This is a genomic window from Nonomuraea purpurea (assembly GCF_042650645.1).
Lineage (GTDB): Bacteria > Actinomycetota > Actinomycetes > Streptosporangiales > Streptosporangiaceae > Nonomuraea > Nonomuraea purpurea.
Genome location: NZ_JBHSBI010000005.1, coordinates 173,817 through 188,643, shown reverse-complemented (window position 1 = coordinate 188,643; position 14,827 = coordinate 173,817). Strand labels below are relative to the sequence as shown.

Sequence of the window (14,827 nt, the reverse complement as noted above, 5' to 3'; positions counted from 1 at the left end):
TCCCTCCCAGGGGGGCACGGCGAGCCGTACCCCCGATGAGCTACTGAGCGTTCGACTTGGCGGCGTCGGACAGCGCCTGTTGCAGGGCCTTGACGTCCTTGCTCGCGAGGAAGAGCCCGACCGCCTCGTTGATCGCGGCCAGCCAGGGCTGGTTCACCGACACGCCGTGCTGGATGGAGCCGGCGAGCTTGTCGCTCGACCAGTCCTTCAGCGCGTCGGCCAGGTAGTCGGTGTAGAGCGCCTGGTCGGCGTCCTTGCGGGCGGGGATGGAGCCCTTCTTCGGGTTGAAGGCGTCCTGGCCCTCCTTGCTGGCCGCGACCTTCAGCCAGGCGACGGCCCCGTCGCGGTTCTTGGCGCCCTTGGGCAGGGTGAAGCTGTCGGACAGCCACATGTACGTCCCGGCGGTGCCGGGGACGGGCGCCCAGTCGAAGTCCGTCTTCGACGTCTTGCCCAGACCGCCGTCCGGGGGGTTGTGGAAGTAGCCGTAGGCCCAGTCGCCCATGACGTTGAAGGCGGCCTCGCCGTCGGCGACCTGCTTGGCCGCCGGCTGCCAGTCGTCCTGCGGGTCGCCCGCGTACGTCATGATCTTGGCGAAGTTCTGCAGCGCGGTGGTCACCTGCGGGCTGTTCCAGTCGGCGCCCGGCTTGAACAGCGCGTTGTAGGCGTCGGTGCCCATCGAGCCGAGCAGCACGTTCTCCATCAGGTGGGTGACGGTCCACTCCGAGCCGATGGACAGCGGGATCTTGCCCTTGGCCTTGACCTTCTCCAGCGCGGCGACGAACTCCTCGATCGTCTTGGGCGCGCCGGCCACGCCCGCGTCCTTCAGCACGGCCGGGTTGAACCACAGGACGTTGGAGCGGTGGATGTTGACCGGCACCGAGTAAATCTTGCCTTCGACGCTGATCTGCTCGACGAGCTGGGCGGGGAAGACGTCCTTCAGCTTCAGCTCGTCATAGAGGAAGGTCAGGTCTTCCAGGTTGCCTGCCTTGATGTAGCCCTGCAGCTCCGCGCCCGCGTGGCCCTGGAAGGTGTCGGGCGGGGTGCTGGCCTGGAGCTTCGACTGCAACAACGCCTTGGCCTTGTCGCCCGAGCCGCCCGCCACGGCGGCGTCGAAGAAGGTGTAGTTCGGATTCTGCTGTTCGAAGATCTTGCGCATCTCCTGCAGGCCGTCGGCCTCACCGGGACCTGTCCACCAGGAGAAGACCTCAACCTGCTGTTTGCCTCCGCCGCCGCTGGCGGTCGGCGACTGGGCCGTCTGCCCGCCGCCACCGCCGCAGGCCGCCAGGCCCAGCACGCTCGCCATCGTGATCGAGACGGCCGCCAACCACCGTCGCATCGCACACCATCTCCTTCGAAAGCCCCCGAAGTTGGTGATTTTGACAACGTTGTCAACAACGGCTATCAACCCACTTCCGGCCGCGCGGCGTCAAGGGATGGGCGGATAACAGCTCCGCATATTCAGCGGACGCGCTTCAGCTCGCCCGCCGGGCTCGTCACCACGGTGACCCTGTAGTCGTGGCCGGTGCCGGGCACATCGCCGCCGCCCGACACGACCACCAGCGCGCCCTTCGAGACGGCCAGACAGACCAGGGCGGGCAGGTCGCAACCGCCGTCGGGCCGCCACGTGGTCAGCACCACGTCGGACTCGGCCAGGCGGACGGACAGATCGAGCTCGGCCATCTTCATCAGCAGGCCCGCATGGGACAGGCGGCGGCCCTCGGCCAGCACGAGCGCGCCCTGACGTTTGGCGTCGAGCGCGGGCAGCGCCGTCGGCGCCAGCCTGAGCAGGCTGCGGAAATCGATCGTGTCGAGCGCCGAGCCGAGCGAGACGACCTGGCGCACCCGCGACGCCTCGGCCGCCATGACCGCCTTCTCGGCCAGGTCGGGCGTGGTGATCAGCGTGCGCGCGTCGCACTGGCGCAACCACGCGGCCATCTCGAAGGGGCACAGCGCCGGATCGACCGGCGCGACCACCCCGCCCGCCGCCAGCACCGTGTGCATGGCCAGCGTCTGCGCGCCCGCGGTCGGCACGTGCACGCCCACCACCTGGTCGCGCCTGGCGCCCCTGCGCACCAGCCCGGAGGCCGCCCTGGTCACCTGGGTCACCAGCTTGCGGTAGCCGTAGACGTGGCCGCCGCGCAGGTCGACGAGCGCCGGCCGGTCACCCCGCTCGTAGGCCCGGCGGAACACCTCGTGGATCACGGTGCCGGAGGTCGATACGCGGGGTTTCATGCCCGACAACGTACGGCGGCCGGGGTCGCGGCAGCATCCCCCGATGTATGTAGGCCGATGTGCATTCAGCCGGGGAGGGCGGGCCCGAGCCCTGCGCGGCTCGAGCCCGCTGTCACGCGCCTGGAACCGGGCCTCCACCCCTCCGAGGAGGCCCAATTCCACGGGGACGCGTGACGTCCCGGCTGATCGGCCGCAGTTGCCCCGACTCGATGGGGGCGTGCGCCACGCGGTCGATCACAGGAAGAAACGGTAGGTGTGCAGAAGGGGTCGGCACATGCGCCGACATGGCCATTCGTAGATGTAAGCGGGCGGGCGCCGCATTGTGTAGAGAGGTCGGCGGATCAGCGGGTCTGGATCATCCATGCGGCAATTTGTGTACGCGTGCTGAACCCCAGTTTGGCCAGGATGTTGGCCACGTGTCGGGCGACGGTGGCGGGGCTGATGACGAGCTCGTCGGCGATCGCCCGGTTGCTGAGCCCTCTGGTGACCAGCTCGGCGATCTCGCGTTCCCTGGGCGTGAGCCTGCTGCCCTGGTCGGCGGGGAGGACCGGGGCGGGCGGGAGCGCGGGCAGCGTGCCGTCCAGCGCGCAGGCCACCGCCTGGTCGGCGGTCATGGCGCCGCCCTCGGCCCACAACACGTCCACGACCGCCTCGCCCAGCGCGTCACGCGCCGGGCGCAGGACCTCCTCGGTACGCGCGTCGGGCCGGCGGGCGCGCAGCGCCACCGAGGCCGAGGCCAGCAGCACCGCGCACCGATGATCGCCCTCGGCCGCCACCAGGCGGGCCCACGCCTCCAAGCGCCGTCCGATGCTGGCGCGCAACCCGGCGTCGCGGCTGAGCACCAGCGCCTCGGTGAGCCTGACCCTGGCCTCCACCAGGTCACCCTGGTCGAGCGCCACCTGGCCGAGCCCGGCCAGGCAGCTCACGATCTGCTGCCCTGCGTCCACGCGGCGCAGCAGGCGCAGCCCCGACTCGTAGTGCCGCCTGGCCGCCGAGGCGTCGCCTGCGCGCCTTGCCACCTGGGCCAGGCCGATGTGGCTGAAGGACTGGACGTAGTGGTTGCCGAGCTCCTGGCTGATCGACAGGACCTGCTCGAAGGCGCGCTGCGCCTCGTGCAGGCGGCCGTGGTGCAGGCCGAAGGCGGCCTTGGCGCCCTGGGCCATCGACTCCAGGACGAGGTCGCCCGACCGGCCCGCCACCTCGATCGCGTGGGTCAGCGCGTCCTGCTCGCCGGTGATCCTGGCCAGCACGATCATGGCGACGGCCGCGCCGTAGACGTCGTCGGCGGCCCCGCACAGCCCGAGCCCGGCGCGTACGCACCGCTCGGCCAGCTCCAGGTCGCCGGCCACCAGCGCCAGCTCGCCGCGCAGCACCATGGCCTGGCCCCGCAGCGGCCGCGGCACCTGGGGCGCGTCGAGAGACAGCAGCCGGTCGAGCCGCTCGGCCACGTCGAGCTTGCGCCCGCTGCCGACCAGCAGGAAGCGCACGTCGGTGAGCAGGCCGAGCGCGACCTCCGGCAGGCCGACGCCGGCCGACCAGTCGCAGGCCGCGGCCACCTCGGCCTTGAGCCCGTCGAACAGGGTGACGTAGCGCTCGACCACCGGCCACGACGTGCGCGTCTCCGGCGACAGCGCCGCCTTGACCCGCGCCGCCAGCCCGGCCACCGCCATCAGGTGCCTGCGCCGCAGCTCGGCCTCCTCGCCGGACTCCGCGAGCTGCTCCAGCGCGTAGTCGCGGACGGTCTCCAGCAGCCGGTAGCGTGCCTGGCCGGCGATCTCGCCGTCGAGCGCGACCAGCGACTTGTCGACCAGGTCGCAGAGCCTGGGCAGCACCTCCTCCTCGGGCAGGCCAGGGCCTGAGCAGACGGCCTCGGCCAGGTCGAGCGTCCACGACGAGCGGAAGGCGGCCGTACGGCGCAGCAGCAGGCGCTCCTGCGGGGTGAGCAGCCGGTAACTCCAGTCGACCGCGGCCCTGAGCGTGCGGTGCCGGGCGGGAGCCGTGCGATCGCCGCCGGCCAGCAGCCTGAACCGGTCGTCGAGCCGCTCGACGAGCTGGCCGACGGACAGCACCCTGACCAGGGCGGCGGCCAGCTCGATGGCCAGCGGCAGCCCGTCGAGGGCCTGACACAGCGCCACGACCAGCGGCAGCGTCTCGGCGTTCAGCCCGAACCCCGACCTGGCGGCGCCGGCCCTGGCCACGAACAGCCGCACCGCCTCGCTCTCGGCCCCGTCCACCGACAGCGGCGGCACCCGCCACACCGTCTCGCCCGGCACGCGCAGCGGCTCGCGGCTGGTGGCCAGCACGGTGAGCCCTGGGCAGGCGCGGAGCAGGTCGCGGCAGAGCTCGGCGCATTCGGCGATCACCGTCTCGCAGTTGTCGAGTACCAGCATCACGCGGCGGGCGCCGATCGTCTCCGCCAGGTCGCCCGCGATGCGCAGCGCGGCGGCGACATGACCTCTGACCTCGCCCTTCTCCAGGTCGGCCAGCTCGATCAGCCAGCCGCCTCCGGGGTGGTCGCGGGCGATCCTAGCGGCCAGCCGCAGCGCGAGCCGGGTCTTGCCGATGCCGCCGGCCCCGCAGAGGGTCACCACCCGCGACACACGCACCAGTTGGACGAGCTCGTCCACATCGGACTCCCGGCCGACGAACGCGTTCGGCTCGGCCGGCAGGTTGCTGAAGTCGGCAGATCGCAGCATCACTGTGAGTGTGTCACCAACTACGCCATGCGCCCAGACGTAATCGGTGGAGAACTGCCGGTGCCCACAGGCATGCGCTGAGCGGCCGTCACGACAGGGCGGCGTCGATGACGGCGCGCGTGATGGTCGTCACCGCGTCCGCGCGCGTCCCCGGATGCTCCAGCACCACCCCCACCGCCACCTCCGGCGTCCCCGCAGGCGCGAAGGCCGTCATGAGCGCGTGGTCCTCGGCCCCCGGCACGATGTCGGCGGCGGCGGTTCTGGACGCCGCCGCCCCCGGGACGGCCGCCTTGGTCCCGGAACCGTTCGGCTGCGCCGTCCTGGTCATCATCATGGCCAGGTACTTCGCCAGCGCGGGCGTCACGGCCCGCCGGTACGGCGTGGGCCCGGCCCGGTTGATGACGGAACCGTCCGCCAGCCGCACCTCCTCCACCAGGTAGGGCCGCATCAGCACCCCGTCGTTGGCCACCGCGGCGGACAGCATGGCGATCATCAGCGGGGTGGCGCGGTCGCCATGGTGCCCGATGGCGGCCAGGGCGGTCTGCGGGCGGTCCATGCCCAGCGGGTACCTGCTGGGCTCCGTGGCCAGCGGGATCCGCAGGTCGCGCGCGTTGAAGCCGAACGCCTCCGCCTGGTCCCTGAGCAGGTCCTGGCCGAGTTTCAGTCCGATGGTGGCGAAGGCCGTGTTGCAGGAGGCCTGGAAGGCGTACAGGAGGGTGGGGCGGCCGTCGCCGCAGGCGGCGTTGCCCGAGTTGCGAAGGTAGGTCCGCGTCCCCGGTAGCCGCAGCCTGGGGGGCGCGTCCACCGGGGCCGAGGGCGTGTACTCCCCCGACGCCAGCGCGGCGGCCGCGGTGACCAGCTTGAACGTCGATCCGGGCGGATAGAGGCGGTGCAGCGCCCGGTTCAGCAGCGGTTGCCCCGGCGCCTGCCTGAGCCGCCTGGTCGCCTCGGCGAGCCGGGCGGGGTCGAAGGCGGTCAGCGTGTTCGGGTCGTAGGTCGGATACGTGGCCAGTGCCAGGACCGCCCCTGTCGCGGGGTCGAGCGCCACGGCCGCCCCGGGGATCCCCGCGGCCTTGAGCCCCTCGTAGGCCGCCCGCTGCACCCGTTCGCTGATCGTCAGCCGGACGTCGGCGCCCTCGACGTCCCGCTCGCTGACCAGGGAGCGCACCCTGACCTTCGGGTCGTCGCCGGACAGCAGCGCGTCCTGGGCGTGCTCGATGCCGGTGAGGCGGCGCGGCGACATGTGCCCGGTGACGGCGGCGTACAGCTCTCCGTGCTGGTAGACCCGCCGGTAGCGGTAGGGCCCCGAGTCGGACGGCACGCTGGCGGCGATGGGCGTGCCCTCGTAGGTGAGGATGTCGCCGCGCGGGTGCGCGTACCGGGCGATCACCGGCCGCTGGTTCCTGTGGTCGGCGTTGAGCGCGTGCGAGCCGAACGCCTGGATGAGGGTGATGTGCCCCAACAGGAGGAACAACATCGCCGCGCAGAGCAGGGCGAGACGGCCCAGCGGGACGTCTGCCCGCCGCACCCTCGATCCATCCGCCATGGATCTCGGTCTAACAAGCGGCGGGCAAAGCTCCGGCTACAGGACGTCGCGGTAGTGGGAAATCTTGTTGTGGATGTACTTCTGCCGTTCGGCGAGCTTCTCGATCTGCGCCTGGACCTGCTGGTCGTGCTCCTCCAGCAGCTTGATCCGGTCGGGGATGGTATGGTCGCCCGCGCGCACGAGCTCGGCGAAGCGCAGCATCTGCGCGATGGGCATGCCGGTGTCGCGCAGGCAGCGCACCATTCCCAGCCAGCCGACGTCCTCCTGGCTGAACCTGCGCTGGCCGGCCGCGTTCCTGCCGATGCGCCGCAGCAGGCCGATCTTCTCGTAGTAACGCAGGGTGTCGAGGCTGAAGCCGGTCTCCACAACGACTTCCGCGGGTGTGTACACGCTCACGCACCAAGGATCCCACCTGGAGTGGGCTCCAGGTCAATGGCCCAGATGATCGGCCAGGTAGCGCCTGACGAGCTGCTTGCACTCGGCGATCAGCTCCTCGTCGCCCGAGGGATCGGCCCGGAAGGCCAGCTTGAGCACCGCGTCGGTGGCCTCGATCGCGACCAGCAGCGCGCGGTCGAACCCGGGGCCCGCCGGGGCGTCGAGCTGCTCCACCGTCAGCGCGCGCAGCCGATCGGCCACCACGACGTTGTTCTCGTGCGCGCCGTCGAGCGCGCGTCTGGAACCCTCCAGCGCGGCTCCGCCCGGCCCGAGGAGCACCTGGCCGAAGTCGACCACGGAGAACCCTGGCGTGGTGCGCTTCATGTCGACGAACTCGTCGACGGCCAGGTCGACCAGGTCGGTCCAGTGGCCCAGCTCGGCCGCGGCGATGCGCTCGGCCACCCGTTCGAGGAACGCCTCCAGGTTGCGCAGCGCCAGGGCCCGCACCAGCCCCTGTTTGTCGTGGAAGAACTGGTAGAACGTGCCGATCGGGACCTCGGCCCGCCGTGCGACCTCCTTGGTGGTCAACGCCTCGTAGCCGACCTCGTCGAGCAGGAGCGCGCACTCGTCGAGCATCCGCTCCACCCGCTCCACGCTGCGGCGCTGGGCGGGCCGGCGGCGCAAGGTACTCCTCATGACCCCCATCCTGACTTATTACCAACGAGTAAAGTTCGCGACGTCGAGATCACGTGAGGAGCAGGGATGTTCTTATGGGGCACGGCCACGGCCGCCTACCAGATCGAGGGCGCCGTCGGCGAGGACGGCAGAGGCGTCTCCATCTGGGACGCCTTCGCCCACGAACCCGGCCGGGTCAGGGACGGCCACACCGGCGACGTGGCGTGCGACCACTACCACCGCTGGCGCGAGGACGTCGCCCTCATGGCGGACCTCGGCGTGAACGCCTACCGCTTCTCGATCGCCTGGCCGCGCGTCCAGCCTCACGGCACGGGTGAGGTGAACGACAAGGGCCTGGACTTCTACGACCGCCTCGTGGACGCCCTGCTGGAGGCGGGCATCCAGCCGGTGCCGACCCTGTTCCACTGGGACCTGCCCCAGCCGCTGCAGGATCGCGGCGGGTGGATGAACCGCGACGTCGCGGAGATCTTCGCCGGCTACGCCGCCGTCGCCGGGGCCCGCCTGGCCGACCGCGTCCCCCTCTGGATCACCCTGAACGAGCCCTTCGTGCACATGGCCTACGGCTACGCCATGGGCCTCCACGCTCCCGGCCAGGCCCTGCTGACCGGGGCCCTGCCCGCCGCCCACCACCAACTCCTCGGCCACGGACTGGCCGTGCGGGCCCTGAGAGCGGCAGGGGCGCGCGAAGTGGCGCTCACCAACAACTGCACCCCGGTCTGGCCCGCCTCGCCCCAGGAGCCCGATCTGAGGGCCGCGCAGGCCTATGACATCTTGCACAACCGCCTGTTCCTCGACCCCGTCCTCATCGGCGAATATCCAGACCTGTCGGCCTACACCCCCGCCCTCGACTTCCTCCGCGACGGCGACCTCGACGTCATCGCCACTCCCATCGACGCCCTGGGGATCAACTACTACAACCCCACCCGCATCGCCGCCCCCACCGCCGACGGCCTCCCCTTCTCCGACGCGGGCATCACCGGCCACCCCACCACGGCCTTCGGCTGGCCGGTCGTCCCCGACGGCCTGCGCGAGCTGCTCACCGGGCTCAAAGCCCGTTACGGCGCCGCCCTGCCGCCCGTCCACATCACGGAGAACGGCTGCTCCCAGCCCGACCTCGTCACCGGACGGGGCACGATCGAGGACGCGGAGCGGATCGCCTTCCTGGACTCGCACATCGGGGCGATGAGGCAGGCCATGCGGGAGGGCGTGGACGTGCGCGGCTACTTCGTCTGGTCCCTGCTGGACAACTTCGAGTGGGCCGAGGGCTACCACCAGCGTTTCGGCCTCGTCCACGTGGACTTCGCGACCCAGCGCCGCACCCCGAAGGCGTCCTACCGGTGGCTGAAGGGGTTTCTGGCCTCAGAACACTGACACGTGGACGTGGTCGTAGTGGTTGGCCGTGACCCCGCCCCGGTCGGACATCGGGTCCCAGCCGCCGCCTGACCTGATGTCGTAGTAGCGCTGCTTCCAGATGATGTACATGACGCCGAGCCGGGCGCCGTTCTTGATCAGGTAGTCGGCGAGGGCGTCGCCGACCTGTGCGTCGGCCCCGGCGGCCATGGTGCCGCCCCTGGACATCATGAAGTCGCAGGCGCGGCCCTTGCCGTGCTCGCCGGGGTCGCCGGGGCGCAGGCAGCCGACGCCGTACTTCATCGGGAAGTTCTGCATGATGTCGGCGCGTACGGAAATCATCCGCTGAGTCAGGCCCTCGGCGCCGCCGGGCTGCTGGAAACCGTACTTGGAGAGCAGGCGCTCGATCTCGCGCCGCTTGCCCTGCATGGTCTTGATCTCTTTTTTCAGCTTCTCGATCTTGTCATTGACGTCGACCTTCGCCTGTTTGGACTTCTCGATCAGCTTCTTGATGCTCTCGACGCGCTGGGCGCGCTCATTGGCCATCTGGGCCAGGTTGGCCGCCTGGCCCAGCATCGTGGACGGGTCCATCGTCGGCGTGAAGAGCTGGGTGTTGTCGAGGGGGCCCAGCATGTAGGCGTTCTGGGCGATGCGGGCGACGTCCGCCTCGGCTGCCCTGAGCTGCGCGTCCAGGTTGCCCGATGTGTCGGTGGCCCGCTTGGCCTGGATCCTGATCTCCTCCAGGCTCTGGATCTGGCCTCGGTAGCGTTCACTCAGCTGGGCCGCCTGTTTGGTGAGCTTGCGCAGTTCGGCGGGGGATGGCGCGGCGGCGGCCGGCCGGGACTCGGGGATCGCGAGCAGCCCGGCGAGGACGACGGCAAGAACGGCGATCCGCCAGATTCTCACGTTCGCCCCCTCCCCTCATGACGGTCCGAAACTATAGAAGATGATCTTGATATCTGTCATCTGAACGATCGAACTGCCGCCCCTTTGGCGAAGTTTTTATCATTTGTACTAAATAAGGAGGATCTAAAAGATTGGGCCTTGTATAGACCGCTCCAACGGTCTGAGATGGCGGTCGAACTCGTCTCTGCGAAGGGGCAGACCGTGTCTCGACCACTCACCCTCGCCGCCGCCCTCGTCCTGGGTTTAGGCGGCTGTCTCGTGACCATGACTCCGCAGGCGTCGGCGGATCCGCTGCCGCCGCGCGACCGCATCGAGCTGTACCAGCTCGACAGCCCGCCCGGCACCGCGCAGACGCTCAGGGAGAAGGGCTTCGACGTCGTCCAGCAGGAGATCGAGAACGGCAAGGAGCACATCGAACTCACGGCGGCCCAGACCGACCTGGACGCGCTCGGCAAGCTCGGCCACAAGCCCGAGCCCGTACGCAACCCGCAGGGACAGACCCAGCTGGAGGCCGCCAGGGCGCAGGCTGCCGGAGGCTACACCGTCTGGCGGTCCTACTCCGAGCCCGGCGGCATCGCCGCCCAGCTCAAGGCCATCGCCGCCGCCAACAGGGACATCGTCAAGCTGCAGTCGATCGGCAAGACCCTGCGCGGCCAGGACATCCTGGCCGCCAAGGTGACCACGGGCGCCCGGCTGCTGCCCGACGGCGTCAAGCCGGCCACCCTCTACTCCGCCACCCAGCACGCCCGCGAGTGGATCGCCACCGAGGTCGACATGCGGCTGCTCAAGTACGTGATCGCGAACAGGGCCACGCTGAAGGACCTGCTCAACAAGACCGAGCTGTGGTTCGTGCCGGTGGCCAACCCCGACGGCTACGACTTCACCTTCACCGAGGGCAACCGCCTGTGGCGCAAGAACCTGCGCGACAACGACGGCGACGGCCGGATCACGATCGGCGACGGCGTCGACCCGAACAGGAACTTCCCCACGAACTTCCACTACGACGAGGAAGGCTCGTCGAGCATCCCCAGCAGCGACACCTACCGGGGCGCGGGCCCGGCCAGCGAGCCCGAGACCAAGGCCATGGACGGCCTGCTCAAGCGCGTCGGTTTCGAGATGCAGCTCAACTACCACTCCTACGGCCCGCTGCTGCTCTACCCGGTCGGCTTCCAGATCGCCACGGAGGCGGCCGACAACCCCATCTACGAGGCCCTGACCGGCAACGACGCCAAACCGGCGATCCCCGGCTTCGACCCCGACCTCAGCGCCGAGCTGTACACCACCAACGGCGACACCAACGACCGGGCGCACTTCCAGTACGGCACGCTGTCGTGGACGCCTGAGCTCGACGAGGGCTGCGACGGCTGCGGGTTCGTCTTCCCCGACGACGAGGCGCTGGTGCGGGCGGAGTTCGAGAAGGGCCTGCCGTTCGCGCTCGACGTGGCCAGGTCGGCGGTCAACCCGGTCGAGCCGGTCAACCACCTGGGCAACACGACGCCCGACTTCGAGATCGACCCCTTCGAGGTCAGCTACGGCAAGTCGCAGGTCGTCCAGGTCAACGCCAAGCGCAAGCTCGGCCCCGTGTTCCTGAACTACCAGGTCAACGGGGCCGCACCAAGACGGTCGCGACTGCCGGGTGGAAGGGCGGCGAGCGTTACGGCAACGGCTACAACCGCTACTACCATCGGCTGCGCGGCAAGATCACCGGAACCAAGTCCGGCGACAGGGTGAAGGTCTGGTTCAGCTCGATCGGCAGGAAGAGCGCGGACTTCACCTACAGCGTCTCGACGGACATCGGCGGCAAGGTGCTGATCCTCGCCACCGAGGACGTCACGGGCATCAGCCCGGCGCAGGGCGTCAGCGAGGCCAAGTACGCCGACGAGTACGCCGCCGCGCTGACCTCGGCCGGCTACACCTCCGACGTGTACGACATGGACAAGATGGGACGCAAGGCGCCCCATCCGCTGGGCGTGCTCAGCCACTACAAGGCCGTGGTCTGGGAGACCGGCGACGACATCATCCCGCGGACGACCGGCCAGGTCGCGGGCACCACGTCCAAGGGCGGCGTGGACACCGAGCAGGCCGTGCGCGACTACCTCAACGAGGGCGGCAAGCTGCTGCACGCCGGCAAGTACCCGTCGTACGCGGCCAACAACAACGGCGCGTACTACTACCAGCCCGACCAACCGGCGCAGCCCGAGTGCACGGTGCCCGACGACCCGCCGTGCATCCCGGTGTTCAACGACTTCCAGCAGTACTGGCTGGGCGCCTACGTCTTCTTCGACGACGCGGGCACCGACCAGGGCACCGGCCAGCCGTTCGCGCTGCGGGGCAACGGCGGCAGGTTCGACGGTTTCAACGCCACGATCGAGCCCGGCCACACCAACTCGTTCGTGGCGACCTCGGCCATCCTGCCTTCGGAGCGCTTCCCGCTGTTCGCGAGCTCGGCCCCTGTCAAGTGGGCGCGTCCCGGCGGTCCTTTCGACCCGCACAGCGGCTCCTGGGACGTCTACAGCGGCATCGCGGACGTGTCGTGGAAGCGGCTGACCAAGACCGTCGACCTGACCGGCAAGTCGGGCGGCGACCTGTCGTTCTGGACGTCGTACGACACCGAGAGCTCCTGGGACTTCCTGACGGTCGAGGCGCGCACGGCGGGCGGTGACGACTGGACCACGCTGCCGGACGCCAACGGGCACACCACCACCGAGACCGGCAGCAGTTGCGACCCGCCCAGCGGCGGCGAGGGCTGGTGGACGCTCCACCCGTTCACCCGGCGCTACCAGGGCCCCGGCTGCGAGTCCACCGGCACCTCCGGCTCCTGGAACGCCGCCTCGGGCAACTCGGGCGGCTGGCAGCAGTGGAAGATCGACCTGAGCGCGTACGCGGGCAAGCGGGTCGAGCTGTCGATCTCCTACACCAGCGACTGGAGCACCCAGGGCGCGGGCGTCTTCCTGGACGACTTCGCGCTCACCCTGGACGGCGTGACGAGCGAGCAGACCTCGTTCGAGTCGGACCTGGGCGGCTGGGCCGTCGGGGCGCCTCCCGAGGGCACGTCCCCGTCGGTCAACAACTGGTTCAGGAGTGACCAGGTCTTCGAGGAGGGCGGCGGCGTCGTCACCGAGGACACCGTCTATCTCGGCTTCGGCGTGGAGGCCGTGAGTGATCCGGCCACCCGCGCGGACCTGGTCAAGCGGTCCATGCGGCACCTGCTGGGCTGAGGTCATGAAGAGGGGCGGGGCGCGTGCCCCGCCCCTCTTGCGTGTCCGGACAGAACATGGTTCGGTCGCCTTGAGGCGTAGCCTTAGCAAGCAAGCATTCGCTCAAGCGGGAGGCTCACGACATGCGCCAGCACGACACGCTGTTCATCGGGGGCGAATGGGTGGCCCCAGCGGGCACCGGAACCATAGACGTCGTCTCGCCGCACACCGAGGAGGTCGTCGGCCGGGTGCCGGAGGGCACGGCCGAGGACATGGACCGTGCGGTCGCCGCGGCCAGGCAGGCGTTCGACCACGGGCCGTGGCCGAGGATGACGTTCGCCGAGCGGGCGGCGGTGATCGGCAGGCTGGCCGGCATCTACAACGAGCGGCAGGGCGAGATGGCCCAGCTCATCACCGAGGAGATGGGCTCGCCGATCACGTTCTCCAACCTCGCGCAGGCGCCTCAGCCGCTCGGCATGCTGCAGTACTACGCCGAACTGGGCAAGGACTTCCAGCAGGAAGAGGAGCGGCCAGGACTGTTCGGCCCGATCACCGTGCGCAGGGAGCCCGTGGGCGTGGTGGCGGCCGTGGTGCCGTGGAACGTGCCGCAGTTCGTCACGATGACCAAGCTCGCGCCCGCGCTGCTGGCCGGGTGCACGATCGTGCTCAAGCCGGCGCCCGAGACGCCTCTGGACGCCTACCTGCTGGCCGAGTGGGTCGCCGAGGCCGGCGTGCCCGCGGGAGTGCTCAACATCGTGGCCGCGGGGCGCGAGGTCGGCGAGCACCTGATCTCCCACACCGGCGTCGACAAGGTCGCCTTCACCGGCTCGACCGCCGCGGGCCGGCGCATCGCGGCCATCTGCGGCGAGCAGCTCAAGCGGGTCAGCCTGGAGCTGGGCGGCAAGTCCGCCGCGATCATCCTGGACGACGCCGACCTGGCCGCCAGCATGGGTTTCCTGTCGATGGCCTCCCTCATGAACAACGGCCAGGCCTGCGTGGCCCAGACCCGCATCCTGGCCTCGCGCAACCGCTACGACGAGGTCGTCGAGGCCGTCGTGGCCATGGTCAACTCCCAGCCCGTCGGCGACCCCGCCGACCCGGCGACCGGCATCGGCCCGCTGGTGGCCAAGCGCCAGCAGGACCGGGTCGAGGGCTACATCAAGATCGGCATGGACGAGGGCGCCAAGGTCGCCGTCGGCGGCCTCGACCGCCCCCGCGACCGCGGCTGGTACGTCTCCCCCACCGTCTTCGCCGGCGTCACCAACGACATGCGCATCGCCCGCGAGGAGATCTTCGGCCCGGTCCTGTCGGTGATCCCGTACGACGACGAGGCCGACGCCGTCCGCATCGCCAACGACAGCGACTACGGCCTGGCCGGCACGGTGTGGACGGGCGACGCCGACCGCGGCATGGACGTGGCCCGCCAGGTCCGCACCGGCACCTACGGCGTCAACTGCTTCATGCTGGAGACGAACGCGCCCTTCGGCGGCTTCAAGGCCAGCGGCATCGGCCGCGAGCTCGGCCCCGAGGGCCTGAACGGCTACCTGGAGTACAAGTCCATCTCCCGGCTCGGATGACCGCTGACGTGCGAACGGACAAGCCCGCTAACGTGCGAACGGACAAGCACGGTGGGGCCCCGTGGCACGACCACGGGGCCCCATCATGTGGGATGTCCGCCCAGCGCGCCCCCGCGACGCTGGGCAACCGCCCGACTACAGAAGTATGTCCCATGTCCACCGCCTCGACGGTTTCCTTCCCCAGGGACTTTCTCCCGGCGGTTTCCTTCCATCCGCCCTAGGTACCCAAGTCTAGAGATTTGTCAGAACATG

The 14,827-nt window shown here is 70.1% G+C and carries 11 protein-coding genes; 4 read left to right on the top strand and 7 right to left on the bottom strand.

Features of this window, described 5'->3' with window-relative positions; translation table 11 throughout:
• Positions 1-40 precede the first annotated feature (40 nt).
• The 6 genes from ACFOY2_RS12115 to ACFOY2_RS12090 form a co-directional block, all read right to left on the bottom strand.
• Entirely contained in the window at positions 41-1,336 is a 1,296-nt protein-coding gene (locus tag ACFOY2_RS12115) for an ABC transporter substrate-binding protein (protein ID WP_379528064.1), read from the bottom strand.
• A 122-nt stretch (positions 1,337-1,458) separates the two neighbouring features.
• Positions 1,459-2,232: an AMP-binding protein gene (locus ACFOY2_RS12110; RefSeq protein ID WP_379528063.1), complete on the bottom strand. Its 774-nt coding sequence runs from the start codon at positions 2,230-2,232 to the stop codon at positions 1,459-1,461.
• Positions 2,233-2,573: 341 nt separating this feature from the next.
• Positions 2,574-4,928, bottom strand: coding sequence for an ATP-binding protein (locus ACFOY2_RS12105; RefSeq protein ID WP_379528062.1), 2,355 nt, complete (start codon positions 4,926-4,928; stop codon positions 2,574-2,576).
• 88 nt (positions 4,929-5,016) lie between these two features.
• The gene (locus tag ACFOY2_RS12100) at positions 5,017-6,474 is read right to left on the bottom strand and encodes a penicillin-binding transpeptidase domain-containing protein (protein WP_379528061.1); all 1,458 of its coding nucleotides are present in this window, start codon (positions 6,472-6,474) and stop codon (positions 5,017-5,019) included.
• A gap of 36 nt (positions 6,475-6,510) precedes the next feature.
• Complete coding sequence (locus ACFOY2_RS12095; RefSeq protein WP_379528060.1) at positions 6,511-6,870, bottom strand: MerR family transcriptional regulator; 360 nt, start codon at positions 6,868-6,870, stop codon at positions 6,511-6,513.
• Positions 6,871-6,903: 33 nt separating this feature from the next.
• Complete coding sequence (locus ACFOY2_RS12090) at positions 6,904-7,545, bottom strand: TetR family transcriptional regulator (RefSeq protein ID WP_379528059.1); 642 nt, start codon at positions 7,543-7,545, stop codon at positions 6,904-6,906.
• 66 nt (positions 7,546-7,611) lie between these two features.
• On the opposite strand from ACFOY2_RS12090, the gene ACFOY2_RS12085 reads away from it, so the two are divergent.
• Entirely contained in the window at positions 7,612-8,916 is a 1,305-nt protein-coding gene (locus ACFOY2_RS12085) for a GH1 family beta-glucosidase (protein WP_379528058.1), read from the top strand.
• Here the strand turns inward: ACFOY2_RS12085 and ACFOY2_RS12080 are convergent.
• Positions 8,905-9,801, bottom strand: coding sequence for a hypothetical protein (locus tag ACFOY2_RS12080; RefSeq protein ID WP_379528057.1), 897 nt, complete (start codon positions 9,799-9,801; stop codon positions 8,905-8,907). The genes ACFOY2_RS12085 and ACFOY2_RS12080 overlap by 12 nt on opposite strands.
• A gap of 201 nt (positions 9,802-10,002) precedes the next feature.
• Here ACFOY2_RS12080 and ACFOY2_RS12075 point away from each other — a divergent pair, with 201 nt between their 5' ends.
• The 3 genes from ACFOY2_RS12075 to ACFOY2_RS12065 all read left to right on the top strand — a co-directional run bounded on the left by ACFOY2_RS12075 (position 10,003) and on the right by ACFOY2_RS12065 (position 14,575).
• On the top strand, positions 10,003-11,532 hold the full coding sequence (locus ACFOY2_RS12075) for a M14 family metallopeptidase (RefSeq protein ID WP_379528056.1): 1,530 nt from the start codon (positions 10,003-10,005) through the stop codon (positions 11,530-11,532).
• Positions 11,529-13,019, top strand: a complete 1,491-nt coding sequence (locus ACFOY2_RS12070; protein ID WP_379528055.1) for a hypothetical protein — start codon at positions 11,529-11,531, stop codon at positions 13,017-13,019. Before ACFOY2_RS12075 ends, ACFOY2_RS12070 begins: the two co-directional genes overlap by 4 nt.
• Positions 13,020-13,141: 122 nt before the next feature.
• Positions 13,142-14,575 carry an aldehyde dehydrogenase gene (locus tag ACFOY2_RS12065; RefSeq protein ID WP_379528054.1) on the top strand — a complete coding sequence of 478 codons (1,434 nt, stop codon included), beginning with the start codon at positions 13,142-13,144 and terminating at the stop codon, positions 14,573-14,575.
• The last annotated feature ends 252 nt before the right edge of the window (positions 14,576-14,827 follow it).